This is a genomic window from Maribellus sp. YY47, assembly GCF_023111095.1.
GTDB lineage: Bacteria > Bacteroidota > Bacteroidia > Bacteroidales > Prolixibacteraceae > Draconibacterium.
In genome coordinates this window covers 147,485-173,431 of the sequence record NZ_JALGYW010000012.1, presented here as the reverse complement: position 1 = coordinate 173,431, position 25,947 = coordinate 147,485, and the positions used below count along the sequence as shown (strand labels likewise).

21 protein-coding genes are annotated in these 25,947 nt (G+C 41.5%); 10 read left to right on the top strand and 11 right to left on the bottom strand.

The window, feature by feature from the left end; translation table 11 throughout:
- Positions 1–212 precede the first annotated feature (212 nt).
- From MR764_RS11810 to MR764_RS11765, 10 genes are all read left to right on the top strand, one after another.
- Positions 213–860: a serine protease gene (locus tag MR764_RS11810; protein ID WP_247979626.1), complete on the top strand. Its 648-nt coding sequence runs from the start codon at positions 213–215 to the stop codon at positions 858–860.
- Between the two features lie 52 nt (positions 861–912).
- The gene (locus MR764_RS11805; RefSeq protein WP_247979625.1) at positions 913–1,710 is read left to right on the top strand and encodes a hypothetical protein; all 798 of its coding nucleotides are present in this window, start codon (positions 913–915) and stop codon (positions 1,708–1,710) included.
- 151 nt (positions 1,711–1,861) lie between these two features.
- Positions 1,862–2,980: an AbiH family protein gene (locus MR764_RS11800; protein ID WP_247979624.1), complete on the top strand. Its 1,119-nt coding sequence runs from the start codon at positions 1,862–1,864 to the stop codon at positions 2,978–2,980.
- 406 nt (positions 2,981–3,386) lie between these two features.
- Positions 3,387–3,968: an outer membrane beta-barrel protein gene (locus MR764_RS11795; RefSeq protein ID WP_247979623.1), complete on the top strand. Its 582-nt coding sequence runs from the start codon at positions 3,387–3,389 to the stop codon at positions 3,966–3,968.
- A gap of 267 nt (positions 3,969–4,235) precedes the next feature.
- Positions 4,236–4,817, top strand: a complete 582-nt coding sequence (locus tag MR764_RS11790; protein ID WP_247979622.1) for a sigma-70 family RNA polymerase sigma factor — start codon at positions 4,236–4,238, stop codon at positions 4,815–4,817.
- Positions 4,818–4,978: 161 nt separating this feature from the next.
- Positions 4,979–6,160 (top strand): FecR domain-containing protein, encoded by a 1,182-nt coding sequence (locus tag MR764_RS11785; protein ID WP_247979621.1) that lies wholly within the window; start codon positions 4,979–4,981, stop codon positions 6,158–6,160.
- Between the two features lie 175 nt (positions 6,161–6,335).
- Positions 6,336–9,698 (top strand): TonB-dependent receptor, encoded by a 3,363-nt coding sequence (locus tag MR764_RS11780; RefSeq protein WP_247979620.1) that lies wholly within the window; start codon positions 6,336–6,338, stop codon positions 9,696–9,698.
- 15 nt (positions 9,699–9,713) lie between these two features.
- The gene (locus MR764_RS11775; RefSeq protein WP_247979619.1) at positions 9,714–11,648 is read left to right on the top strand and encodes a RagB/SusD family nutrient uptake outer membrane protein; all 1,935 of its coding nucleotides are present in this window, start codon (positions 9,714–9,716) and stop codon (positions 11,646–11,648) included.
- A gap of 18 nt (positions 11,649–11,666) precedes the next feature.
- Positions 11,667–12,878 (top strand): DUF4959 domain-containing protein, encoded by a 1,212-nt coding sequence (locus tag MR764_RS11770; protein ID WP_247979618.1) that lies wholly within the window; start codon positions 11,667–11,669, stop codon positions 12,876–12,878.
- Positions 12,879–12,904: 26 nt separating this feature from the next.
- Positions 12,905–14,131, top strand: coding sequence for a DUF4998 domain-containing protein (locus tag MR764_RS11765; RefSeq protein WP_247979617.1), 1,227 nt, complete (start codon positions 12,905–12,907; stop codon positions 14,129–14,131).
- Between the two features lie 379 nt (positions 14,132–14,510).
- On the opposite strand, the gene MR764_RS11760 is transcribed toward MR764_RS11765, so the two are convergent.
- From MR764_RS11760 to MR764_RS11710, 11 genes are all read right to left on the bottom strand, one after another.
- Positions 14,511–16,118, bottom strand: coding sequence for a M1 family metallopeptidase (locus MR764_RS11760; RefSeq protein ID WP_247979616.1), 1,608 nt, complete (start codon positions 16,116–16,118; stop codon positions 14,511–14,513).
- A 1-nt stretch (position 16,119) separates the two neighbouring features.
- On the bottom strand, positions 16,120–16,911 hold the full coding sequence (locus MR764_RS11755) for an SDR family oxidoreductase (protein ID WP_247979615.1): 792 nt from the start codon (positions 16,909–16,911) through the stop codon (positions 16,120–16,122).
- Positions 16,912–17,089: 178 nt separating this feature from the next.
- Complete coding sequence (locus MR764_RS11750; protein ID WP_247979614.1) at positions 17,090–18,163, bottom strand: DUF2891 domain-containing protein; 1,074 nt, start codon at positions 18,161–18,163, stop codon at positions 17,090–17,092.
- Positions 18,164–18,262: 99 nt separating this feature from the next.
- Positions 18,263–18,739, bottom strand: coding sequence for a DUF4199 domain-containing protein (locus tag MR764_RS11745; RefSeq protein WP_247979613.1), 477 nt, complete (start codon positions 18,737–18,739; stop codon positions 18,263–18,265).
- 244 nt (positions 18,740–18,983) lie between these two features.
- Positions 18,984–20,072, bottom strand: coding sequence for a ribosome small subunit-dependent GTPase A (gene rsgA / locus MR764_RS11740; protein WP_247979612.1), 1,089 nt, complete (start codon positions 20,070–20,072; stop codon positions 18,984–18,986).
- Positions 20,051–21,490, bottom strand: coding sequence for an MATE family efflux transporter (locus MR764_RS11735; protein ID WP_247979611.1), 1,440 nt, complete (start codon positions 21,488–21,490; stop codon positions 20,051–20,053). The genes rsgA and MR764_RS11735 overlap by 22 nt, the downstream gene beginning before the upstream one ends.
- A 192-nt stretch (positions 21,491–21,682) precedes the next feature.
- Positions 21,683–22,888 (bottom strand): L-serine ammonia-lyase, encoded by a 1,206-nt coding sequence (locus MR764_RS11730; protein ID WP_247979610.1) that lies wholly within the window; start codon positions 22,886–22,888, stop codon positions 21,683–21,685.
- Positions 22,889–23,027: 139 nt separating this feature from the next.
- Positions 23,028–23,540, bottom strand: a complete 513-nt coding sequence (locus tag MR764_RS11725; protein WP_247979609.1) for an O-acetyl-ADP-ribose deacetylase — start codon at positions 23,538–23,540, stop codon at positions 23,028–23,030.
- A gap of 32 nt (positions 23,541–23,572) precedes the next feature.
- Positions 23,573–24,535, bottom strand: coding sequence for an amidohydrolase family protein (locus MR764_RS11720; protein WP_247979608.1), 963 nt, complete (start codon positions 24,533–24,535; stop codon positions 23,573–23,575).
- A 170-nt stretch (positions 24,536–24,705) separates the two neighbouring features.
- On the bottom strand, positions 24,706–25,140 hold the full coding sequence (locus MR764_RS11715; RefSeq protein WP_247979607.1) for a hypothetical protein: 435 nt from the start codon (positions 25,138–25,140) through the stop codon (positions 24,706–24,708).
- Between the two features lie 110 nt (positions 25,141–25,250).
- Positions 25,251–25,943 (bottom strand): SGNH/GDSL hydrolase family protein, encoded by a 693-nt coding sequence (locus MR764_RS11710; RefSeq protein ID WP_247979606.1) that lies wholly within the window; start codon positions 25,941–25,943, stop codon positions 25,251–25,253.
- Between the last annotated feature and the right edge of the window lie 4 nt (positions 25,944–25,947).

Here is a 25,947-nt window from a genome sequence, read left to right as displayed (position 1 = left end):
CAAACAAGATACCATTAAAATTAAAAGCTATAAAAGAACAGACCGTTTCAAAGCTAGCTTTGAAACGGTCTGTGAATCTATTAACTTAGTCCAATAATCTGTAACGCTTATTTAGGACTAGTCAATTCTTTTCTACTGTTGCTCAAAATCCTGTATATGGGCCATCTCCTGACAACAAGAATATTCCAAACGGAGACGCTTGGTTAAGAGTTATGCCGTTTGTATATAATGGGAAAAAAGCCTCGTGCTTTTATGTTACTATACAAAAAAGGTTTCTTGTTGTAACAGCAAAACATATTTTTGAAAATCCACCAGCCAATGGAACTAGAATAGATTATTTTTCATTTCAGGATAAAGAGTGGAAAATTGGATCAGGAGATTTTTATACAGACAATGACTCTCTCAGCGATATTGCAGTGATTTGCGTGTACAAAAATGTAAACTCAGGAAATCCATTTGATATTGGTGAAAAATACATAGGATTAGGTCAGGATATATTCTTTGCGGGTTATCCATATGGAATGATACCTGACATATCGGTCGACAATTCTTATACTAAGCCACTGCCATTTGTAAAAAAAGCTTCTTTATCTGCTCTTGAATATAAAGATAGTACTCTTATTATATGGGGCGATGGACATAATAATCCAGGATTCTCAGGTGGTCCTGTGTTTAATATGATCCTAAAAGACGGTCAACTTAGGACTCAGTTAATTGGAGTTATATCTGGATATAGAATCCAGCAAGATGTGGTTCATATTAATGAGGCAAAGACCCAATACTATACAAAAGAAAACTCTGGGATTCTGAAAGCCACCAGCATATCAAGTCTAGAGAGAATCGTTGATATGATAGAATAAGTTATCAAGTTCTGAAGATTTTATATGTCGTTAATATCTAGTTAATTAAACTATGGCTAATTTGAACCAATCCGATAATAACAGTTCAAAATGGAAATTTAATGTTCCCAGACTTCTTCGCCGTAAAAGAAAAAAACGTGACAAATTTCTTGAAGCATTTGAGGAATGGAACAATTTAAGTTCCGGTGAACAGGAAGAAAGGCGGCAATTAGCTGATTTAATTGAACGAAATAGTTTTAAATGGTATAAAGTATCGCCTGATACAAAAGCCACAATCAGGGCAAATGGATTATTATCTATCTTGTTAATCGTAATTACCTCCATTACCGTTATACAGCAATGCTCAACAAATAACCTTCAAAAGGAGAGTATTCATGTAATGTTGAAGCAAGATTCTACTAATCAACAAAACCTGAAGCTATTGCAAAAAGAGTTTGATTTAAATTATCGCCCATTTTTAAACATTGTCGCTTTTGCAATGAGTTCTGATACAACGGTTTATTTTGGAGTTAATAATTATGGTAAACTACCTGCCTATTACGTGATTAAATCAATAAGATTTATTTCTGATAAAGCAAAAAAAATTAGTAATATAAATGTTGATACAAGTGGCTCAATTATTTATCCAACTACAGAGAAAACTCCTTTTTTGGTATACATTGATAAAGATCTTTCAAAACAATTTTATTTTAACAATGATTGGATATGTGAAATAGTAATTGAATACAATTCTCTTCATGCAAAAAATGACGAATTAACTTACTATTATAAACATACCTTATATGTTCAGAAAAGTATAAACTCCAAAGAATCATTTTTCTTTCCGATAAAATCGATTGACGCTAACTGATCTTTTTATTTTCCTTTCAATCATTTTCTCTTTTCCATCATTATTTTGTCCTATAATACCTATTTATGTGAACTACATCATCTGTTCAATTCTTTTGTACATTTGAGGTAATAAAATAACCATCCTGTAAAATCACATCAGATTTCAACTAATGAACAAGCAATCTTCCTTTCAAATTCCAGAAAATGTATATAACCGAATCATACTCGTCGGAAATGGCTTTGATCTTGCACTTGGGTTAAATACTCGGTACTCAGATTTCTTACTTTACTACCTGAAAAAAAATTGTGAAACTCAGTTGCTTGATTATCCGTCAGGTAATGAATTATTCTCAATAGACGAACGATTTACCAATGCTCCAGGTTATTATGGCAGCTTATACAATCATATTAAAGATGAAGAAAACATTGATTCTGTTGTTAAGTTTTTACAAGATCATCTTGCAGTTTCATTTCACAGTGAACTACTAAGAACTTTAATTAAACACCATCAAAGAGGGAGATGGGTTGATATTGAAAGTGTTTATTATACATTGCTAAATAAATATCATTCTGGAACTGGAAGAGATAAAATAAGGCAACTTAATCAATCAATGGATGTATTATTAGAACATCTTAATGCATATATTATAGAGGTTCAAAAAGGAGTAACAGAAGATCATTATGATCACTTTCGGAATTTGGCTATTGCATTGAGTGGATCAATACCAATTAGTCTTCGAAATCTTATAAAAATTCAGAAGAATAACACTTTACCGTCATCGATACTGTTTTTAAATTTTAACTATACTAATACGATTACTAAATTTATAAATATCGCTGGATATCAATTTCGGAACATTGATACTTATGAAATCTTTATCCACGGTTCGGTTGGAAGTGATGATAATCCAATAATATTTGGATATGGTGATGATACCGGAGAAGAATACAAAGCTTTGGAAAACTCTAATAATCCGGAATATCTTAGAATGATAAAATCTTTCAAATATCCGCAGACAAATAACTACCATAATCTACTAAATTTTCTTGAACAAAGTGATTTCGAAGTCTTTGTACTTGGTCACTCCTGTGGATTGTCTGATCGGACATTATTAAAAACAATTTTCGAACATGAGAATTGCATCGCAATTCAGCTATATAATTACAATGGGAAAGATGAGTTCTTTTATAAAAGTATCGAAGTTTCACGACATTTTGATAACAAGATGTTGATGCGTGAGCGACTGCTCCCATATTCAGAATTAGCCAAAATACCTCAGAATACCTAGTTGTGAAAATTAATCAAAAAGTGTTCTATGTTAAACTGGACATTTTGTGGACCTTTCAGACAAAAGTAGACAAGGTAGACAAGTTTAAACTATTAGTATTTATTGATAGTTCAGCTATGCTTGAGAGTCCTGCTCTTCCCACACCTTACTTAAAATCGCGACTGATCTTTATCGGTTGCGATTTTTTTGTCTCCATGCAAAACATCCGACGCAAATTTCCCGTAGTGCGCATGAATACCGGCAGATATTCTAATACTGGGCTCTTTAATCATTTGTACTGTTTAATAAACAACTTTCTGGATTTCATAACTATCATTTGTTTTAATCGTATACAAAGCGCTGAATTGTCAACTGACTCCGTGTTTATTTGAATTTTTCGAGAGTACAAACTATAATAACATTCATTATGAAAAAGATTGTTTACCTGGTGATTGTTCTGTTGTTAAGTATAAACACAATGGCGCAGGAAGCAGATAGAAAAGGCTATATCGGAATAATGATTGGCCCTTCGTTTCCTTATGGTGACTTTGCGGGTAGTGGACAGTTTTATGAGGGGTATGCTAAAACGGGTGCGAACGTCAGTCTTTTAAATTTTGGATATAAACTTTGGAACAATCTGGGGATTACGGCGGGGTGGTTCGGTATTGCCAATCCGATCGATTATTTTGGTACAGACGGAATGTGGGGCGCTGGAGCATTAATGGTCGGCCCGCTTTATTCTATCCCGCTAAACGAAAAATTTGAACTTGATTTTAAAGGTATGTTTGGTTATGTTCTGTTAACCCGGAAATTTGATTATTCCGAAAGAGACGAAGCTACCGGCACGGGCTTTGAAGCCGGAATAATGTTGCGGTACAATTTTGCCCAAAACTGGAGTTTTATGACAAATTTGGAAACGTTTAACACGAAGCTTGATATTCAGCCGGACAAGGATCCCGGAGTATCGCTCCTTAATTTATCGTTTGGTATTGCTTACCGGTTAAGGTAAAGCATTTGTGACCCTAATTTGCCAGCTCAAACAGCAGCTTAACTTCCGGATCGAGTTCCAGTTTTGTCACTTTTTTTTGAACCGGAATTGAGATAAAATTTCATTTTAAATTGAGGTTCACCCGAACCTTTCCGTGGAATTTTAAAATCGTTTTCCACTCGAAAAACGTAATGGTATCAATTTAATCAGATTTCACGATATCCGACACCACAGGATGCAGTTTTGTATAAGTTCCATAGTTTTGATGTTCTCAAAAAGCTAACAGCCATGCTATCAGACCGAAAGTTGTGGGAGAGTTTTTTATCCGGTGATGGGAATTCCTTTAAAATGATCTATGAAAGATCGATTCAGGATCTGTTTGCCTATGGAAGGAGTTTTTGTTCGGATGAAGAAATTGTGAAGGATTGTATTCATGATTTGTTTATTGAAATTTACAATACACGAACCAGACTTAGTTCAACGGATAAGATATTGCCCTATTTAATGGTTGTGCTCAAAAGGATTATTATTCGAAAGCTGCGCAAAGATGCACCAAGTAATAGTCTGAATATTGAGTATTTACCTTTTGTCCTGGAAATACGCGAAGAGGAGGAAGATATCGCTGTGGAGGAAACTCTGCAAAGTCTTAGAAATGCCCTTCGAGAGTTGACTCCCAGACAAAGAGAAGCCATTCATTTAAAATACGTAGCAGGATTAAGTTACGATGAATTGGCAAAGGTGATGGATTTGAATTATCAAACTTCACGAAATTTAGTATCCAGAGCTATCCTAAAGTTGAGGGTAATATTAAATAAGGAAGAGTTAGTGGTTCTTCTCGTTTTAACCATCGGTGGCGGCAAAAAGAGGTAAGCGCCGTGCAATTATTAGATTCTCTTTTTATTTCCCAACTCTACACCCGATAGTATTCATTTCCTGATTATTTCAGTAGCCCGATTCTCCTCTCGAAAAAAAAATCAATTTAAATGGTTACAAAATTGATTATTTCTCCATTGTATTATAAAACTAGCTTGATGGAAACTAAACTGCCTGGAAATTTTCAAGAATTAATTACTAACTCATACTTTATTGAATGGGTTAAGAATCCAACTCCCGAATCAGATCAATTTTGGCAGCATTTTTTGATGAGGAATCCTTTGATTAACAATGAATTCGAAAAAGCCCGGTTAGTTATATCTAAATTTCAGCGGCAAAAAAAGGTGATTGATGAAGACAGTGTTCGTGAGATTTGGAATAACATCGAAGCTGATTTGGATAAAAAGCCGCTTAGAAAGAAGCTGATTAATTCGTGGACAATAGCTGCTACAATAATCCTGATTCTCGGTCTGGCAGGTATATTTTACCTGGAGACAAAAACAAGCGAAATAGATTATGAACAACTTGCAGCAAAGGTGCTAAGTCAGGATGGTGTAACCTTGTTTTTGTCGGATGGGCAAACCAAAATGTTCACCAGCAAACAACCGTCTTTTGACTGCTTGGAAACCGGGGCTATCAGAGTCGATTCTTCATTGGTAATGGAAGAACTTTCTGGCAGCACAGAAGGATCAACCCAGCGGTTTAACCAGTTGGCAGTTCCTTATGGAAAGCGATCAAAGCTATTTTTATCGGATGGAACGAAGGTTATTCTGAACTCCGGAAGCCACATAATATTTCCTGTTGTTTTTTCAGGAGAAAAACGTGAGGTATATCTGAAAGGCGAAGCTTATTTTATGGTGGCTCATAATCAGGAACTCCCTTTTTATGTAAAAACCGACCAAATGTCGGTAAAAGTGCTGGGTACCGAGTTTAATGTTAGTGCTTATCCTGAGGAGAATAACCATGCAGTTGTTCTGGTGACGGGAAGTGTTGAAACCCAAATTAAGAAAGACAGACTTACGATGGAGAAGGGGGAGAAACTGACACTCAATAAATCCGGAAATTACATAGAACGAGAATTTGTCGATGTCCGTGAATTTATTTCGTGGAAAGACGAATGGTTGTATTGCAACAACGAGTCTATTGATCGAATTGCCGCCAAACTCTCAAGATATTATAACTTAACTATTTCCTTTCATGATAAGAAAGCAAAAATGCTGACAATGACTGGTAAGCTGGACTTGAGGTCTGATTATCATCGTGTTTTGGATGTTATTTGTTTTTCAGCTCCGGTGAGTTATTCCGACGAAAATGAAGAAATAATCATTAAACTAAAATAAACCTAAATGAGAAAAACCTAGAAAAATAGGGCAGGTTTACTGGTACTATTCCTGCCCTTGTTTTAACCCGACTTTAGAATTGAAATTAAAGCTAATTAAAACTACAAGCAAACTTATGAAAAAAAACAAGCATTGGATTTCCTGTATAGGAAGCCAAAGAAAATTATTGCTGGCTATGAAACTATGTCTGCTATTTCTCCTGATTTCAACATCAACACTTCTGGGGAAAAGTGTGTATTCACAAAGTACGACTTTGTCTTTGCATCTGAAAGATGCATCGTTTAAAGATTTTGTGGATGCAGTTGAAAGTCAAAGTGAATTTATCTTCGTTTATTACGATGGAATTTCTGATTTTAACGGAATAACCATCAGTGCAAAAAACAAGTCGATTGAAAAAATTCTCGACGAGGTTTTTGAATCCACGAATAAAACCTACAAAATACTTGACCGGCAAATTGTTATCGGAAAGAAAGAAACAAATGACAAGTTGACAACTCCTACCGTATTTCCACAGGAAAAAGCGGTTAAGGGAAAGGTGGTTGACAGTGAAAATAGACCATTGCCGGGCGTTACAATAACCATTGTAGGAACAACTAAAGGTGTGATTACCGATAGCGATGGTACCTTCTCAATAGAAGTTAAGCCAACCGATAAACTGGTCTTTTCATTTATTGGAATGGAAAGCCAGATTATTGAGGTTGGTGATCAAACAAAGATAGATATAGTATTGAAAGACACATCCCAGGAACTTGAAGATGTTACTGTGGTTGCTTTCGGAAGGCAAAAGAAGGAGAGCGTAATCGGCGCCATTTCTACTGTGAACCCAAAAGATTTAAAAGTACCTTCGAGTAACCTGACCACGGCGCTCGCCGGTAATATGGCAGGGGTAATCGCCTATCAGCGGAGCGGCGAACCCGGACAGGATAATGCCGACTTCTTTGTACGTGGTATCACAACTTTTGGTACCAATACCAACCCATTAATATTAATTGACGGCGTAGAACTCACATCAACCGATCTCGCCCGCCTGCGTCCTGACGACATTGAAAGTTTTTCAATACTGAAAGATGCTACCGCAACTGCATTATACGGCGCCCGCGGTGCGAATGGAGTTATTTTGGTAACAACTAAACAGGGAAAGGTTGGGCCCGCAAAAATTTCATTCCGTGCCGAAAATTCTCTGTCAGCTCCCACGCAAACCGTTAAAATAGCCGACCCGGTAACCTACATGAAAATGCATAACGAAGCGATCCTTACCCGGGATCCTTTAGGGACCATCTTGTATTCGCAGGAAAAGATAGAGAATACTGAGGCCGGCAAGTATCCGCTTATTTATCCCGCAAACGACTGGAAAGAAATGTTGTTTAAAAATTATACCATGAACCAGCGTTTTAACCTGAATGTCAGTGGCGGCGGCGGGGTTGCGCGTTATTATGTTGCCGGGTCGTTTAACCGCGACAACGGGATACTGAAAGTTGATCAACGCAATAATTTCAACAACAACATAGCCATTAATAATTACGATTTGCGTTCGAATGTAAATATTGACGTAACCAAAACTACAGAATTGATTTTACGTTTGAGTGCTAATTTCGAAGATTACAGGGGCCCCTTGCAGGGAGGGACCGAGATGTACAATTTAATGGTGCATTCCAATCCGGTGCTTTTCCCTGCTTATTACCCTGCTGATGATGAATTCCAGTATGCAAAACATATTTTATTCGGTAACTATAACAATAGTAAAACCAATCCCTATGCTGAAATGGTTCGTGGGTACAAGGAAAAGTCGCGCTCGCAGATATTGGCACAGGTAGAACTGAAACAGGATTTGGCTTTCATTACCCAGGGGCTGTCTGCCAGGGGTATGTTGAATGTCAGCCGTTTATCTCAATTTGCTGTCAACAGGTCATATAATCCGTTTTATTATGAAATCAGGAACTATAACCGACTGACCGGGGATTACAAATTGATTGAAACACACATAGGTACCGAATATTTAGGATACTCTGAATTGCCCGGGGACAGAGAACAAAATTCCTCGTTTTATTTTGAAGGAAGTTTGAACCATGTGCGTGATTTCGGGAAACATAACATCAGCAATCTATTGGTATTCCAGGCGCGGGAGACCTTAAACGCAAACACAGGTTCGTTACAATTGTCGCTCCCCTCCAGGAATTTAGGTTTGTCTGGGCGTTCAACCTATTCGTACAACTCCCGTTATTTTGCCGAATTTAACTTTGGATATAACGGAAGCGAACGTTTTGATAAAAAAAACCGTTTCGGCTTTTTCCCGTCGGTAGGCGCTGCGTGGCTCATATCCAACGAAGAATTCTGGGAAAATATGAAACCCGTTGTCAACAACCTGAAACTGCGCTATTCCTACGGTTTAATCGGGAACGACCAGATAGGCAGCGCTTACGACCGGTTCTTTTATCTCTCGGAAGTGAATATGGATGATAGCGGAAGGGCAGCTGTTTTCGGAGAGGAATACAACACGAGATATAACGGAATCACTATAAACCGTTATGCCAATCCGTATATATCATGGGAAAAATCGTATAAACAAAATTTTGCCCTCGAAATAGGTTTGTGGAACGAACTGAATATTATTGCCGAGTATTTTACGGAGAAAAGAGACAATATTTTGATGACCAGGTCAAGTATTCCCAACACAATGGGTCTGACGGCAACCCCAAGGGCAAATGTAGGCGAAGCGTCGGGCAAAGGTGTAGATATGACATTGGAATACCAGAAAAGCTGGAACAACAGTTTTTGGACATCGGCACGTGCAAATTTTACTTACGCCGCCAGCCGGTATGATGTGTATGAAGAACCGGAATACAACGAACCCTGGCGCTCAAGGGTGGGCATGTCGTTAAACCAGGTAACCGGGTATATTGCCGAAAGGCTTTTTGTGGACGATGAAGAAGCGGCCAGTGCGCCACCGCAATTAATAGGTACTTCACAATATGGCGGAGGCGACATCAAATACCTGGATGTAAACCGCGATGGTAAAATTACCGAAGCCGACAGGGTTCCTTTAGGCTATCCTACAGTTCCTGAAATTGTTTATGGATTTGGGGTTTCAACGGGATTTAAAGGATTTGATTTTTCGGTATTTTTCCAGGGGGCGGCCCGACAATCGTTTTGGATTAGTGCCGGCAGTACGGCGCCCTTTATCAATGACGCCCAAATTCTCCAGGACTATGCCGACAGCTATTGGTCTGAAGAAAATCAAGATGTGTATGCGCTATGGCCAAGGTTAAGCCCGACATTAAACTCAAATAATATTGCAACAAGTACCTGGTTTATGCGCAATGGCAGTTTTCTGCGCCTTAAACAGATGGAGCTTGGTTATACAGTACCCAAACGAGTCACTGAAAAAATAAAAATGGAAAATCTCAGGTTCTATGTCAGCGGAACCAATCTGCTTCTTTTCAGCAAATTTAAAATGTGGGACGTGGAAATGGCCGGTAACGGATTGGGATATCCTAACCAGAGAGTGTTTAGCTTTGGAGTAAACCTTTCTTTTAACTAACTAAGAATAAGTAACATGAAAAAAATAAAGATAATATTAGTTGTTGCAATAATGAGCTTAACGGCTTGCAGTGATTGGTTGGACGTGGTGCCTGACGGTGTTGCTACCCTGGATATGGCATTCAATTCGAGAGCGCAAGCCATTAAATATTTGTCAACCTGCTATTCGTACATGCCGAAAAATGGAGGCTCGAGCGACCCTGCCACATTAGGTGGCGACGATATATGGACCAGGAGGACCACTCATTTTTCCAACCGTTTCTCCCTTGCCGGTCTTGACATAAGCGAGGGTAACCAAAACGCTACCAGCCCGGTGCTTTCGAGATGGGCAAATATGTACCAGGCGTTACGCGTTTGCAATACTTTTTTGGAAAATGTCGATTTGGTCCCCGACCTGCAAGCCTGGGAGCGTGAACAGTGGACTGCCGAGGTAAAAGTTTTAAAGGCTTATTACCATTTCAGCCTGGTACAGATGTATGGCCCGGTACCCCTGATCCGTGAAAATATGTCGGTGGATGCGGATGTATATTCTGTAAAGGTAGAACGCGAACCGGTTGACGAATGTTTCGATTATATTGTGCAGTTACTGGACGAAGCCTGCGAAGGCGACATACTTCCCACGATTGTGCTCGATCCGGCAAGCGATTATGGGCGCATTACCAAGCCCATTGCCCTTTCGCTGAAGGCAAAAGTACTGGTAACGGCAGCAAGTCCTTTGTTCAACGGTAATAACGATCAGGCAACATTGATGAATCATGACGGCACCCCCCTGTTTAATACAACATTCATACCCGAAAAATGGGATTCGGCAATGGCCGCATGCAAAGCAGCCATTGATATTTGCCAAGAGGCAGGAATCATGCTATATACATATGAAGACGCGGCCGGCAGGTTCAACGATACAACCGTGCTGAACGTAACCCTTCGGAATGCTTTTAACCTGCGTTCGAACAGTGAAATAATCTGGGCAAACACGCAAATGATTTCAATTCCTTCCAGTGGTGGAATGATACATGCATCAATGCCTAAGTTGAACCCGAGTTATATCAATAGCAATGACATTTGTAAATGGTTGGGTATGCCAATCAAAATTGCTGAAATGTTTTATACTGCGAATGGAGTACCGTTTGAAGAAGATAAGACGCGAAATATTGGAGATAAATACAATTTAAGAACGGCACAGGCAAAGGACAGGCTTTATATTCGGCAGGGAAGAACCACTGTAGATATGCATTTCGACCGTGAACCCCGTTTTTATGCATGGGTAGGATTCGATGGTGGTGTGTGGTTCGGTGCAGGTCAATATAATGATAAGGACGCTTCATCGTTGAGATATCTTGGATTTAAAATAGGTGAAACAGATGGTACCGAAGGACAGGGTCTCTGGACAGGCTATATTCCTAAAAAATTCATTCCTTATGAAGCCCAACTTAACGCGATTAACAGTATTTCTTCACCAAGTTATGCATGGCCTGTCATGCGGTTAAGCGATCTATACCTTTTATATGCCGAAGCAATAAACGAAGCCGAAGGACCTAACGGGGCCAATAGTGCCGAACTGTTCCAGTATATCGACCTGGTTCGCGCCCGAGCCGGTTTAAAAGGAGTGAAGGAATCGTGGGATACATATACCAACAACCAAAAGTATAATACCCAGGCTGGTATGCGTGAAATTGTACAAAAGGAACGCTTGATTGAACTTTCATTCGAAGGACAACGGTTCTGGGATATACGTCGGTGGAAAACTGCCCCAACGGAGTACCATACCCCCCTGCAAGGATGGAACATGATGGTATCCATTATTGATGGAACAGAAGAAGAAGTTAACAGAATGATGTACCAACCGCAGCTTTTGTTAGAACAGACGTTCGGCATTCGTGATTATTTCTGGCCTATCAGGACCAGCGATATTGAAACGAATCCAAACTTAGTACAAAATATTGGATGGTAACAATTAAAATATTACATCATGAAAAAGAGAATTATATATATCATTATTTTACTAATGTCGATTATCGGGATTAGTTGCGAGGAAGAGGGACGTATTGATTTTATTGACGATACCGCACCTGCACCCGGTCAGGTAACAAATGTAACCGTAGACAACAAACCGGGAGGGGCAGTATTGAGATATACATTACCTTTAGATAAGAACTTGCTTTATGTAAGAGCCGAATATGAAATAAAACCGGGTGTGGTACGCGAAACAAAATCGTCGTATGTAAAAGATTCCTTAGTTTTAGAAGGGTTCGGCGCCCCGGATATTTATGATGTTAAACTGTATTCTGTAGGAAAAAACGAAAAAGCCTCTGAACCACTTGTCGTGCAAATCAACCCAACGACAGCGCCTGTGCAACTGGCAACCAAAAAGTTCAGAGATACTTTCGGAGGAGTAGCTATCGATTTCGAAAATCCGGAAAAAGCAAACCTGGCAATAGTATTGATGGCAGATACGGCGAATTTGGGTTATATGAGTGAGTTAATTACCTATTATACCGCCATGCCAAAAGGAACTTTCACTTATCGCGGTATTGATGGATTAGATCCCGTAGAACAAGAATTTTCGATGTATATTCGGGACAGATGGGGTAATTACTCCGATACCATAACTGCGAAGGTGACACCGTGGTTTGAAGAGTATATTCCTAAAAGCACCTGGAGCAATTATACCCTGACCGGCGATATACCTCCGGTGAATTCTAGTTACCCAATAACAAGAATATGGGATGAAAATTACGATCAGGATGGATTTCATGGTATGGAAACCCAAATGCTTCCTCATACCCTCACCTGGGATTTGAGGAAAACCGTCAAATTAAGTCGTTTAAAATATTGGCCTCGCAATCATTCAGATGACAGATGGAAGAGAGGACATGCTAAGGTATTTGAAATATGGGGCTCTAATTCGCCCAATCCAACCGGAGAGATGGACGACAGTTGGATACCACTCGGACGATTTGAGAGTCTGAAACCGTCCGGCTCCGGAACCCAAATTACCCAGGAAGACATTGCTTTTGCACAGGAAGGTATTGAATTTGAATTTGGCGTGAGCGATTTTGCCCCGAACCCTTTTACTCCTGTCAGGTATATCAGGTTCAGGACCATATCCACCTATGCCAATGCCTCATTTTCAACTGTTCATATTTTGGAATTGAGTTTCTGGGGAGAATTAGTTAATTAAAAATTACATTATTAAAATAATTTATGATGAAGAATATAATATTTGTCATTCTTATTGGGGTCATTTTAGGATTCTCTTCATGCGATAGCCAGACGGATATTTACGAAAAATATATCGTTCCCAACGGATTGATATACCCGGGGCCTGCACAGGATCCGATTGTATATCCCGGTGATAATCGTATCAAAATATCGTGGTTGAGAGGTACCGATCCCAGGGTCCAGAAAGCAAGAATATTCTGGAATAATTACACCGACTCGGTTGAATTGTCTGTAGCTGCAGACATTGACACTGTCAATTATGTTATTGCCCCGATTGCTGAAAATACCTATTCATTTATGATTCACACTTATGACGATGAAGGAAATAAGTCTATTCCGGTTGAAGTGTTGGGTACGGTGTATGGCGATAATTACAGAGGCATGTTGGCAAACCGTTTGTTGAAAAGTACATATTACGACGGACAAGATCTTAAACTGAACTGGGGAACAGCAGAAAGTTCTGAAGTAGGCATCCATGTGAACTGGACTGATACAGATGGCGCCAGTCAAAGCGTGGATGCCGGGCCATCGGATACCGAAACGCTGCTTCCATACTTCGACATTGACGAGCCCTTGTCTTACAGCACTACGTATAAACCCGACACGCTGGCAATAGATGTATTTCAGGCAACTACGGTTCAAACAATGATTGACCCGGAAGTAGAAGTTCCCAAAGCTACCTGGGCTTCCAATATGCTGCCGGGGGATATGGGAATGAACAATAGTTTTCCTCTAACAAATTTTTGGGACGGAAACACAACCAATTTCATGCACTCGGAAAATCCAGTAACCCTGCCTTGTACGTTTACATGGGATTTAGGTTTAATGGTAAAGCTGAGCAAGATGAAGCTGTGGCCGCGTAACAATAATGACGACCGTTGGAGCAAAGGGCATCCGAGGATATTTGAAATATACGGCTCATTAAACCCAAATCCGGATGGCAGCCTGGATGATAGCTGGACACTTTTGGGCAAATTTGAATGTGTGCAACCGTCAGGAAACGGGATTAAAGATCCTTGGGAAGCCCCTACTTCGGAAGACATAGCGCTATCCGACAGAGGGTTAGATTTTGAATTTGTGCCGGGCGACGGGGTTGATCCCGATGCAACGGTAAGGTATATCCGGTTCAGAAGCCTCGAAAACTTCAATCCGACCCAGCCCCCACGTGTTTTGCTTGCCGAAATCAGTTTTTGGGGAACGTTAGTGAAGTAAACAGTTTTATGAATTTTCTCCTATAATAGCCTGGTTTCTCAAATATGTAGGTGTGTCAGGCGCTGTAAATAATATGGTATTAGGAGGAATTAATATCTACGGATTTTAGATGATTGGTTTTAGTGATAGTGATTTTTTAAATTCGGTTGATGTTCGTAAAACGCCTTGATTATATACCAACTATTACCTTTACAATAAAGGTAGAACAACTCTACTGATTAATTAAAAGCGCCTAAGTTCAGGCGCTTTTTTTGCCCTTTTCAATGGGGTTTCTCAGTCGTTGGAGAGTCTTTCCAACTTGTTCAGCCAATTTGATATAGACGAGTGTGGATTTTGATTATAACATATGGTTCGCTTATCCGCAGAAATGTAAATAGCTCTAATTTGCCCGATCAAACAGCAGCTTAACTTCCGGATCGAGTTCCAGTTTTGTCACTTTTTTTTGAACCGGAATTAAGAACGAATTTGATTTCTTGTCGACGTTTACCTGGACAATCTCCTGGGTGTTGTCTTTATAAACAACCCGTACTTCCAGCGGAAATACGAACACTGCCTGTTGCTCTATTTGTGCAACCTTAAGTTCAACTGAGCGGTTATTCTCCTGGTGCCAGCTCCATTTTATCTCCGGATGTCCGGCCTGCCGCAACCATTGGTCAAAAAAATGCTGAAGATTTTCTCCGGAAACCTCTTCCATTACTTTTCTGAAATCGGAAGTAAGGGCAGTTTTGTTTTGATATTCTCCGTAGTATTTTTTTAGTCCGGCAAAAAAGACATCATTGCCCAGTTTGTGGCGCAGCATGTGTAAAAACCAACCTGCTTTTTGGTACGAATTGGCATTTAACAGCTTTATGTATTCGGTAACCGTGGTGTCGATGATTGGTGCCGGAGAACGGTGAAAATAGGCGATCACCCGCTCCCTGTCCTTTTTCAATCCCTCCCGAAACATTTCATCCCCATAAAAGTGCTGATTATAAACATGGGTGAGGTATGTGGCAAAACCTTCGCTCAGCCAGACGTGGTGCCAGTTCTGTTCGGTGGCAGAATTACCAAACCACTGATGTGCCAATTCGTGTGCAAACAGGTCTTCCTGGCTTCTGTCGGAGATGGCGCTATTTTCGTTGTAAAAAATACAACTGGCATTTTCCATTCCTCCGTACCGTGTTTTGGATTGAACATGTGCGAGTTTTTCATACGAATAAGGTCCGATCAATTCAGAGAAGTATTCGAGCGCTTTTGTTCCGTAGCGGTAGTTTGCAAAACCTTTTTCCTTGTTTTCCCTGAAAACCCACGAACTAACCGGGATTTGGTTCCAGATGGTGTCGTTACCCACTGCAAAATCGGCTGCTCCAAATACCATCACTTTTGTCGACAAAGGGATACTTTCTTTCCAGTGGGTGAGTTTTTGCTGATTACCGAGTTCTTTCTCCTCAAACAGATAACCATTAGAGACAACTTTGTAATGATCGGGGGCATTTACAAGAAACTCGAGTGTTGCTTTATCTGAAGGATGATCGATGGTTGGCAGCCAGAAGTGGGCACGGTTGGGCCAGTTATCACCAAAAAAAGTGCGGTCTCCGTACCGATTTTGAGCAATGATCAGTCCGTCGGCAGGTACTCCCGAATATTCAATGGTCAATTCAAACGATTCTCCGGCTTTTATTGCTTTTCCGGTTTTAATGATCAGTTGCTGTGTGGTTTGTGAAAATTCAAGTCCTTCCGTTTTAGAATAGACTTTTTTCACTTTCATGCCTTTCCCGGTGGCGGGATCAAATGCATTCAGATCGAGTTCAATTTCGTTGGCCGCTTTAAGAAAATGAATGAGAACAGTTGTTTTTCCAATTATTTCGTCGTTATCATCATTAATCGAAATTTCAAAACGATAGTGTTGCACGTCGAGACTTTCAAATCGTTGCTGATGATTTTGAGCCTTTGCAACAAAAAAACAAAAGGCAAAACAGAGCGAAATCAGGGTCGATAAAGTACGCATGTTACCAGACTGTTTTTAAAATTCCTCCATCCACAGCAAGACTTACCCCGGTGATGTACGAGGCAGCCGGAGAAAGCAGAAAAGCGCCTGCTTTGCCAAATTCTTCGATGGTTCCATATCTTCCGAGTGGGATACTGGCTTCAAACTTTTGTTTTATTTCGTGAACTGCGACTCCCGATTTTTCCGAAATATTTTGATCGAGAGCTTTTACACGGTCAGTATCAATTCGACCGGGAACGAGGTTGTTTACCCGGATATTTTCATGCGCCAGTTCGTTGGCCAGACTTTTTACCAAGCTCGTTACTCCCGAGCGAAAAACATTGGAAAGCAGCAGTCCGTTGATGGGTTCTTTTACTGATAGCGAAGTAATAGTGAGAATTGAACCGCCACTGCCCACGCGCATAGTTGGAAGTACGCCGCGAATCAAACGCACCGCACTCATGAGCGTCAGGTTAAAAGCGGCTTCCCAGTGTTGGTCGTCAAAATCGTCAAAATTTCCGGGAGGCGGACCACCTGCATTTGCCACCAGTCCGTCGATTCGTTCAAAAGCTGCTGCAACATCTAATACCCAGTTCCGAATCGAATCCGGATTGGCCATGTCTGCCACAGAAGTATAAACGTTGGCATCTGTTTCAGAACGGAGCTTTTCAGCTGCTTTTTCCACATCAGCTTTCGTGCGGCTGGCAATGCAAACCGTGGCTCCGTTTCGTGCCAACTCGCGGGCAATCCCAAATCCAAGACCTTTGCTCGAAGCAGCCACCATAAAAACTTTATCTTGTATCTGTAAATCCATTTTTGTGAGTTTAAAGTTCAGATTTCAATGTTCAAAGAAAGTTGACAGTCTCAGTCTCAATTTTTTTAATTTCAGTCATTCAATCCTAAAAATAGGTAAAAAGCAAAAAGCGATAGGCAACACAGTTTAAAGTAAAAAAAGGCTTGCAGCTAATTAAAGCATTTTAGCATTCAGTCCCTCAGTCCTTCATTCTTTCATACTTTGTTAACGCATACGTCGCAAAAGAGGCCAGCCAGTGTGCCCCGGCATATTCTCCCGAATCCATTTTTTCGTAACTGTAATTAAAGTGCGAAACGCCCAGATCAATCATTTTTTGATTGTTTAAGCCTTTCCCCATTTCAAAAAGGCACCAGGCACGGCTAAAATTTAAGCCGTCGAGATGAGCCAGTTTGCCATCGCTGCGGTCGGTTACTTCTGCGATTTGCAAGTATTTGGCCGGATTCTTTTCAAAACCGGGAAGAAACTTTTTCATCCATTTCTCAAAATCCTTTTTGGGCATTATTTTCTGCATAAGTGAGGCCTCCTGCAGACAGGGCGACAGAAAATCGAAACCACCGGGTTCCCAGGTAAGCGGACATTCGCAATCGTCGCTGTAATATTCCATCGCTTTTTTCCGGATCTCTTCAGCCAGCTGCGGATGATATTTTTGTGCCCAATCGTAAGCGAACGACATTCCGAAGGCAATGTTGCTGTGTTCGCCAATACGGATCGGATATCTCAGTTTATCAAGGAATTCAACAAATTTGTCTGCTAATAAGTCTACAAGAGGAGAGAGGTTTTCCTGCATTTCTTTGGCCTCAGGGGTATCCCAGTTTCGTAATGCCTCGTCGAGTTTTAGTAGCCAGGCCCAGCCGTAAGTGCGCTCATAGGTTGCATTTTGCCCGTCGTTGAAATATTCAATTTCTTTCAGAATATTGTCGCGGGTAAGGTTTTTCTGAAGTTTTCCGATGATTTCATCCCGGTACTCAAAATCGGGAAAACGGGAGAGGAGCGTAACCAGTGTCCAGTGTCCGTGAACCGAAGAATGCCAGTCGAAACACCCGTAAAAGGCCGGGTGAATTTCGCGCGGCGGCAGCAAAAAACTATCGTCACCCAACACACCGTTGGGTTTATTCGGATATTCCTGATCGATGCATTCGTAAGCGAAATGATACAGGTATTCGGCTTTCTTTTTGTCGAATTCAAGAGATGATTGTGCCGCCATTGTCAATGTAAAAAACGTGAGAATAATACAGGAAATATAGAATTTCATGGGCATTTAAATTTGCCATTGAAAATAGGACTAATTCGCGAAAACCGAAATCATTTCCTGTATTTGTGATTCATTCTGGTTTTACGGCCCCAATGGCCTTTATTTCTTCCGGGTAAAAATGGCAACAATGGCGGATGTAAACAAGCCCATAAGCGGAGCGGACATAACACTTTGTATCATATAAGATCGCAGGTTAAAGGCAGCTTCCGCTTGTTCCCGGCTCATTTCCCCTTTTTCAATCACATAGGCGATCATGTTTTTGAAATAATCCGGAGTGATAACTTCCACCGTAATGTATTGAGCAAAGGGAGTGAGTATGATGATTCCCAGAGTAAGAATCAGGCCCGAGATAAAACCCTGAATCCAGTTCATTTTTCCGCCGAAGTCTTTCTTGCGTTTCTCGAGCAAGGCAAAGACGTAAACCAAAACAGCTACGATAACAAAAAAATTGGTAACGATGTAGTGATATTCAATGTTTGTACTGTGAAGTCCAGTGAATCGTTCGGCCACCATCCACAGCAACATGACGAGCGTAAAAATGATGGACCATTTTATTTCGGTTCTGAAATTTTCCATAAGAATCCGTTTTTGTTTGTGTTGAACCTGTCTTAAAATTAATCAATGCGTGGCATAAATTGCATAATTCTTTTGTTTACGACTGACTCTCCCTCTTTTCCCTCGTTTTACAAAGAGAGGGACGATTGTGTCCGTCAGCTGACGGATCGCAATCAGGGTGAGTATTTTAAAGAATACAATAAATGCCAACTTTTGGCACCTGATTAAACCACGGTACAAATTACAACAGAAATGTTCAGAAACATCAGTATTTGTTCTTTTTATGCTCTTTCAGCACCGCTTTGATCATTTTCCCAAACTCTTTTCCTTTTTGTCTTTTTTCATGAATAGTGCTCGAGAAATGCTGCTGTTCACGTTTTAGTTTCAGATAATTTTGATAGGTTTCTTCCGAAAGATCACCGTTTTCAACCGCATCAAGAACGGCACATCTCTTTTCGCTGGTGTGCGTGCAATCGCTGTATCTGCACGAATCTGACAATTCAGTAATCTGATCATAGGTGAGGTCGATCCCCGAACTTTCGTCGGTCATACCCAATTCCCGCATTCCCGGCGTATCAATTACAATACTTCCGTTGTCAAGCACAAACAATTCGCGGTGCGTGGTGGTGTGCCTTCCTTTTTGTGTAGATGTACTAATAGCAGCAGTTTGCAGTTTCTCTTCGTTGGAAAGATGATTGATGATGGTCGATTTCCCAACACCCGAAGAGCCAACAAAACAGTACGTGACATTGGGTTGCATGGTTTCTTCCAGGATGTTGTAACCCGTCCCATTTTCACTGCTGATGGTTATCATCTTCACATTTGGCAGGCGTTTCCTGATCAAATCAGTGAGTGAATCGATTTCTGTTTGGGAAATCAGGTCGACCTTGGTCAGAAGAATCATCGGTTCAATTTTACCTGCGTAGCAAAGGGCAAGGTATCGTTCAAGACGATTGATGTTGAAATCGTGGCCCACCGACTGCACAATAAAAGCCACATCGATGTTGCTTGCGATAAATTGTATGTCGGCTTGTTTGCCCACTGCCTGCCTTGAAAGCGACGAATACCTTGGAAATACTTCAAGGATGATTGCGTTCTGTGCATCCATTGGGGTAATTCTCACCCAATCACCAACGGCAGGGAAGTCGGCGCGCGACCGGGCAGAAAAACGGATGTTTCCCGTAATCTCAGCCTGGTACACGCCAGTTTCAGTTTGAACGATGTAACGTTCTTTGTGTTCTATAATCACACGTGCCAGTTCTGATGGATCAATGTTCCCGATTAAACCGGCAACTTTTTCTGAAAAGCCAGGTAATTTCATGATTTTGCCTCCTATACTTTTCTGAGTTTCCATTTACCTCTTCTAAACAGGATCAAAGCTAAAACCGTCAGGAACGATTCGGCAATGACAATAGACCAGCTGGCACCGGTTAAACCCAGGTTTAAGGTTATTGCCAGGAAATAAGCCAGTGGAATTTCAAACAGCCAAAAGCTGAAGAAATTAACTTTCGTGGGTGTTAAAGTGTCGCCGCTTCCATTAAAAGCCTGTGTAAGAACCATCCCCAGTGCATAAAACAGGAATCCAAAACTAATGATTCTCAGAGACATGGTTCCGTTTTCGAATACCGCTCCTGCATCGACAAATACCGATATCCAGAAACTTGGAAACAGGGCAAACAAAGTTCCGATGGCTCCCATAAAAATCATGTTTACATAGCCGGTAATCCATACCGAACGTTCTGCTCTTTCCGGATGTTCAGCACCGAGGTTTTGGCCAACAAGCGTTGATGCCGCGTTGCTTAAACCCCAGGCCAGTAAAATTGGGAAGACTACAATGCGAATGGCAATGGTGTATCCGGCAATTGCTTCCGGGCCTGAAACGGCAATAATCCGCATCAGCAAAACCCAGCTCGAAGTGGCAATCAGGTTCTGAAGAATTCCTCCTCCCGAAATTTTCAAAAGTTTTAGCATTACCGAAACTTTTATTTTCAGGCTGTCCCAATATAATTTAATACGGTATTTACCGCTCCACAAAAGATAAAACTGGTAAATAACTGCCAGTCCGCGACCTGTTGTGGTGGCAATGGCGGCTCCCTGAACTCCAAGTTCGGGGAAAGGACCGTAGCCAAATATCAACAAAGGATCAAGAATAATATTGATAATATTGGCCAGCCACATAACGCGCATAGAAATGGCAGCATCGCCCGAGCTACGGAAAACGGCATTAATAATAAAGAGCAGCATAATGATGAGATTACCTCCAAACATGATGGTCGGGTACAGGTAGCCTTCATTTATAACCTCGTCGGTGGCGCCCATTAGCCGCAGGAAATCTTTGGCAAACAGCATTCCGGGTACGGCAATAAATATTGAAATTATGGCGCCCAGCAGAATTGCCTGGAAAGCTACCACTCCGGCTTCTTTCTTTTTCTTTTCGCCGATACGGCGTGAAACAAGTGCAGTAGTGGCGGTTGCCAATCCCATTCCAACCGCGTAAATAATGGTCATGGTTGATTCGGTAAGACCAACGGTGGCAACGGCATTGGCCCCCAAACGCGACACGAAGAAAATATCGACGATGGCAAAAACCGATTCCATTAACATTTCAAGTACCATGGGAACCGCCAGGATAAAAATGGCTTTTCCTAGACTTGTTTCAGTAAAGTCCCGCTCAGTACCGGCGATGGCTTCTTTAATATCCTGCCAAAGGGTTTTATAATCTAAATCTTTGATACGACGCAAAGACACAAGAGTTGTTTTGATTTGTGACATTTGAAAAATAGATGAAATAAAATACTAATAATATTGAATACTCTCTCTCAACCTGCTCAGAACGGCAGGTATGCAGCGGCGATAGATGTGACAGTAGTATTCATCGAAGTATTTTTTCTATTTGTTCGATAAAGATAGGTTGTAAATTCACAAAATGCAACCCCAAAATGTAATCTGTTCGAATAAAATATTTTAGCACTTTGGAAGTGCGTCGAAATGCGCCAGTCCCCCTTCTGATGTTTCGCGGTATTTACTTTGCAGGTCGATACCGGTGTTGTACATGGTTTCCACCACTTCGTCAAAACTGATCCGGTGACGTCCATCGGTGAGCAAAGCGTAGTTGTTATGCGAAACAGCACGCTCGGCGGCAAAAGCATTTCTTTCGATGCAGGGGATCTGAACCAGTCCTGCAACCGGGTCGCAGGTTAGACCAAGGTGATGTTCCAAACCCATTTCCGCCGAATATTCAATCTGGTTGATGCTGCCGCCCATCATTTGGGTCGCAGCTCCCGATGCCATCGCACAGGCAGTGCCCACTTCTCCCTGGCAACCTACTTCGGCACCCGAAATGGAAGCATTGGTTTTTACAATATTCCCAATCAGGCCTGCTGTCGCCAGCGCACGCAAGATCGTTTTTTTGTCCGTTTTATGTACTTTGCTGAAATAATGCAACACTGCAGGTAGCACTCCGCAAGCTCCGCATGTAGGCGCTGCCACTATTTTTCCTCCCGAAGCATTTTCTTCCGATACCGCCAATGCGTAAGAAAAAAGCTGTGAACGACGCTTGAACGGCGTAGCGAAGTTTTGTCCTTTTAGGTTAAATGATGCTGCCTTTCGGGGCAGTCGAAGTCCGCCGGGTAAATTGCCGTCGGTTGCCAAGCCTCTTTTTATACTGGCGAGCATCACTTCCCAAACTTCCTCCAGGAAATTCCAGATGTCTTTCCCTTCGTATTCCTCTACATACTCCCAGAATTGCTTTTCGTTTCTGCTGCACCAGGCCAGGATTTCATCCATCGAGCGGTGCGGGTAAATATTGGTGGTTTCCGATTCAGTAAAATCATCGATTAAAGCACCGCCGCCAACGCTGTAACAGGTCCATTCATCCAAAACCGTATTGGCAGCATCAAAAGCCGTGAATTTAAGTGCATTTGGATGACGTGGCAAAAAGGTTTTAGGTTCCCACAAAATCTGGAGTTCCCGTCCGGCAAAGGTTTGTTCGATCACGTAATCGGTGAGGTGACCTTTTCCGGTGGCGGCCAGACTTCCGTATAGCACCGCTTCGTAACGACTGGCTTCGGGGTTTTTATCCAAAAATTTAACCGCTGCTTTCTTTGGCCCCATTGTGTGGCTGCTCGACGGTCCGTGGCCTATTTTGTATATTTCTTTAATCGATTCCATGCTTTTTCAAAAGTTCTGCAAATGAAATTGACTATTTTGAGAATTCCAATGACTTAAACTTTAAAAAGTATTCATTTTTTTGAATATAATTTTAGCTTGACTGGTTTTTATCTTGCTAACTGACTGGTGCTTTTGATATTCAAAGGGTTTGTCGTAAAAGCTGATGGTAAAGCAATTCGTTTTCTTCATCAAACACACAAAATATAATTTCATCTAATTGATGATTTTCATTTACGAATTGCCGAACGGTTTGAATGGCAATTTGCGCCGCTTCCTGTTTTGGGTAGCCATAAATTCCTGTGCTGATATTCGGGAAGGCAATACTTTTCAATTGATATTTCAATGCAATTTCAAGGCTTTTTTGATAACAGGAAGCTAATTTTTCCGCTTCGTTGTACCGACCGTCATTATACACCGGGCCAACCGTGTGGATCACAAATTTTGCCGGTAGTTGGTAGCCCCCGGTGATTTTGGCATCGCCGGTGTCACATCCGTTTAAGGTGCGGCATTCGTCCAGCAGTTCTTTTCCTGCAGCACGATGAATGGCGCCATCCACACCTCCGCCGCCCAGCAGTGCTTTATTGGCCGCGTTTACAATTGCATCAACCTCTAGTTTTGTTATATCTCCCCGGTGCAGGCTAATTCTGGTCATTGCTTTAAATTTCCCACTAAATTACAAAACCCTTAAAAGCCCAGAAAGCGTTTGGTATTAACATTTGCAATCAATTCAAATTCGTCGCCAAAGGCAGCTTTAAAATCTTCGAAATACTGTTTTAAAGTTGGCCCGAAAAATTGTGTGAGGTAAAAATCGGAACCGTACAGAATCTTCGATTTTTCGTAGTCGCTCAGTTTATCAAAAAAGTGGTTCTTAAAGGTTTTCAATTCTTCCTTGATCGAGAAAGTTAGTTTTTGATCTTCGGGCGATTCAATCAGCATTCCTTCCGAAAAACAGGAAAGATCGGTGTAAGCGTTTGGATATTCCGGCTTCTTAACCAGATCGAAAATGGCTTTCGACCAGTTGTCGACAAAACCCGCCCGATAAAGGGCATTCCATACTTTTGCACGTTCCGATATGGTCATGTTCTCACGGAGGTACATAGTGTTCTTTTTCTTTTTGTAAGCCGCCAGAACAACTGCTTTATCTTCGGCAGAAAGGGGCACGATGGCGTCTTCAAAAATATCGGCATCCACTTCCTTGAATTTGATGGTGTAATTAACGTACTCCATGATTTGCCCGCTGCCGCCAAAATGTGCAAAATTGATCTTCAGGTTCGGGTATTTTTGAAGTACCAGCTCCCACAATTGCGGGTGATTTAGTTTCTTGGCGCGCTCTTCAATGGCTTCGCTGATGTGCCGGCTAAAAAAGCGGTAATCAAAGCGAAGGGGTTTATCCGGTTTTACGATGTTGTTATTGAGCAGCACATCGCCTCTGACTTCCAAAATAGTGGAGAAACAGGCAAAACCTGCATTGGAGTTATGAACGGTAATCGGAATCTGGTGTTGCTGACAAAGCGCATAAACGCCTTCCTGTCTGTCGGTTCCCATTAGTACCGGATCGGTGGGAGAGAAGCCCGCCGGAGCGTATAGTTTTACCCCGTAAAACAAGGCGTCGTCAGCCAGAATTTTCTCTTTTAGTTTTTCCACCATGTTTACCGAACCTTTGTATTCGCGACGCGGATCAACTCCAAAGAAAGGTTTGATCTGTTCGTATTTGGCTGAAAGGTATTCCAGATCGGCAATTTGCTGATGGTAGTTGGCATTGTCAAAAATCTCGACTTCCTCGTCTGACCTTACTTTGAATTTTTTATGAAAGGCTTTTACCTGTTTCTGGACTTGATAGCATCGGCAAGCTCATCGTTGTCGTATTTACGGCGAACTAACGCCTCAAGAATTGGCAAAACCACAGCCCGTAACAGCCAAAATACACTTTTTATGCGGCGGCGATAACGTTTGTTGTGGTTTTCTTCATCGTCGTTATCATCAGCATACGTCAGGTCGAACATTAACGGAGTGCTGATAACTTGTCCCTGGTAAACTGCATCGAGTGCTTTGTAAACATCCTCACTTGATTCCTGAGTAACATCGGCCAGTACATGGCTGATTTCGTCGATTTTGTATTTGAGCGCGGGTGCAGAAAGTTCTCCATCCACCAGATCGCGGATAGAAAGCAGCGATTGAACCACGTTGACCAGTTTTCTGATAACCACATCTTTATTAAAGATATGGCAGTGAACATCGTAATAAGTTGTCATTTTTTGAATTTGATTTAATGGATTAAACATTCTCAAATTAGGGAAAATGAGAAAGCCAGTCAATAGAGCAGAGCTGTAGTGCGTGTTTCATGTGTCGGGAACAATAACGATTATTCCTGCAGCAATTCCCTGATTCGTTCAGCCACTTTCATGCCCAGTTGCCGGTATCCTTCATTGTTAAAATGAACATTGTGAGGTAATTGTATTTCGTCGAGTCTTGGCTTTGCGAACAGATACAAATCGTTGACCGGGATGTCGTTTTTCAGCATGATTTTACGGGCGATTTTGTTGTATTTTTCCGGCATTCCCGGATCGCGCAAAGGCCCGTCCACGATATCAGGATAGGGTGTTGTGGTGGCAAATATCAGTTGGGCTCCTGTACCTTTCAGGTAATCTACGATTTGTTCCAGGTTTTCTTTGTACTGCTTTAAACCGGCCTGTAAAGGATCGTTCGGATTGCTGCTGTTCTTTCCGGTGGATGGATCCACATGCTTCAGGTCGTGAAGGCCAAAATTAAAATGAATCAGATCCCATTTTTTTTCACCCACCCAACGTTCAATGTTCTGGACCCCTTTTGTTGTACCTTCGCAATTCTCGGGAGAGCCGTTGTCGAGCATCGGGCGCGAAACGCTCGCAATGTCGGGCAGAAAATTTTGGGCGTAGGCCGTGTAACCAATGGATATTGAATCTCCGATGATCAGCACTTGCTTTAGTCTGGGATCCTGAAAATGGATCAGTTTTGGGAAAACTACCACGGGAGAAATGGCCAGGGAGGTTTTCAGAAAGCTTCGTCTGTTGTTCATCTTA

Coding starts and splice junctions, on each gene's coding strand:
- MR764_RS11810 (WP_247979626.1), top strand. CDS start 213: ATGCCGTTTGTATATAATGGGAAAAAAGCCTCGTGCTTTTATGTTACT.
- MR764_RS11805 (WP_247979625.1), top strand. CDS start 913: ATGGCTAATTTGAACCAATCCGATAATAACAGTTCAAAATGGAAATTT.
- MR764_RS11800 (WP_247979624.1), top strand. CDS start 1,862: ATGAACAAGCAATCTTCCTTTCAAATTCCAGAAAATGTATATAACCGA.
- MR764_RS11795 (WP_247979623.1), top strand. CDS start 3,387: ATGAAAAAGATTGTTTACCTGGTGATTGTTCTGTTGTTAAGTATAAAC.
- MR764_RS11790 (WP_247979622.1), top strand. CDS start 4,236: ATGCTATCAGACCGAAAGTTGTGGGAGAGTTTTTTATCCGGTGATGGG.
- MR764_RS11785 (WP_247979621.1), top strand. CDS start 4,979: ATGGAAACTAAACTGCCTGGAAATTTTCAAGAATTAATTACTAACTCA.
- MR764_RS11780 (WP_247979620.1), top strand. CDS start 6,336: ATGAAACTATGTCTGCTATTTCTCCTGATTTCAACATCAACACTTCTG.
- MR764_RS11775 (WP_247979619.1), top strand. CDS start 9,714: ATGAAAAAAATAAAGATAATATTAGTTGTTGCAATAATGAGCTTAACG.
- MR764_RS11770 (WP_247979618.1), top strand. CDS start 11,667: ATGAAAAAGAGAATTATATATATCATTATTTTACTAATGTCGATTATC.
- MR764_RS11765 (WP_247979617.1), top strand. CDS start 12,905: ATGAAGAATATAATATTTGTCATTCTTATTGGGGTCATTTTAGGATTC.
- MR764_RS11760 (WP_247979616.1), bottom strand. CDS start 16,118: ATGCGTACTTTATCGACCCTGATTTCGCTCTGTTTTGCCTTTTGTTTT.
- MR764_RS11755 (WP_247979615.1), bottom strand. CDS start 16,911: ATGGATTTACAGATACAAGATAAAGTTTTTATGGTGGCTGCTTCGAGC.
- MR764_RS11750 (WP_247979614.1), bottom strand. CDS start 18,163: ATGAAATTCTATATTTCCTGTATTATTCTCACGTTTTTTACATTGACA.
- MR764_RS11745 (WP_247979613.1), bottom strand. CDS start 18,739: ATGGAAAATTTCAGAACCGAAATAAAATGGTCCATCATTTTTACGCTC.
- rsgA (WP_247979612.1), bottom strand. CDS start 20,072: ATGGAAACTCAGAAAAGTATAGGAGGCAAAATCATGAAATTACCTGGC.
- MR764_RS11735 (WP_247979611.1), bottom strand. CDS start 21,490: ATGTCACAAATCAAAACAACTCTTGTGTCTTTGCGTCGTATCAAAGAT.
- MR764_RS11730 (WP_247979610.1), bottom strand. CDS start 22,888: ATGGAATCGATTAAAGAAATATACAAAATAGGCCACGGACCGTCGAGC.
- MR764_RS11725 (WP_247979609.1), bottom strand. CDS start 23,540: ATGACCAGAATTAGCCTGCACCGGGGAGATATAACAAAACTAGAGGTT.
- MR764_RS11720 (WP_247979608.1), bottom strand. CDS start 24,535: ATGGTGGAAAAACTAAAAGAGAAAATTCTGGCTGACGACGCCTTGTTT.
- MR764_RS11715 (WP_247979607.1), bottom strand. CDS start 25,140: ATGACAACTTATTACGATGTTCACTGCCATATCTTTAATAAAGATGTG.
- MR764_RS11710 (WP_247979606.1), bottom strand. CDS start 25,943: ATGAACAACAGACGAAGCTTTCTGAAAACCTCCCTGGCCATTTCTCCC.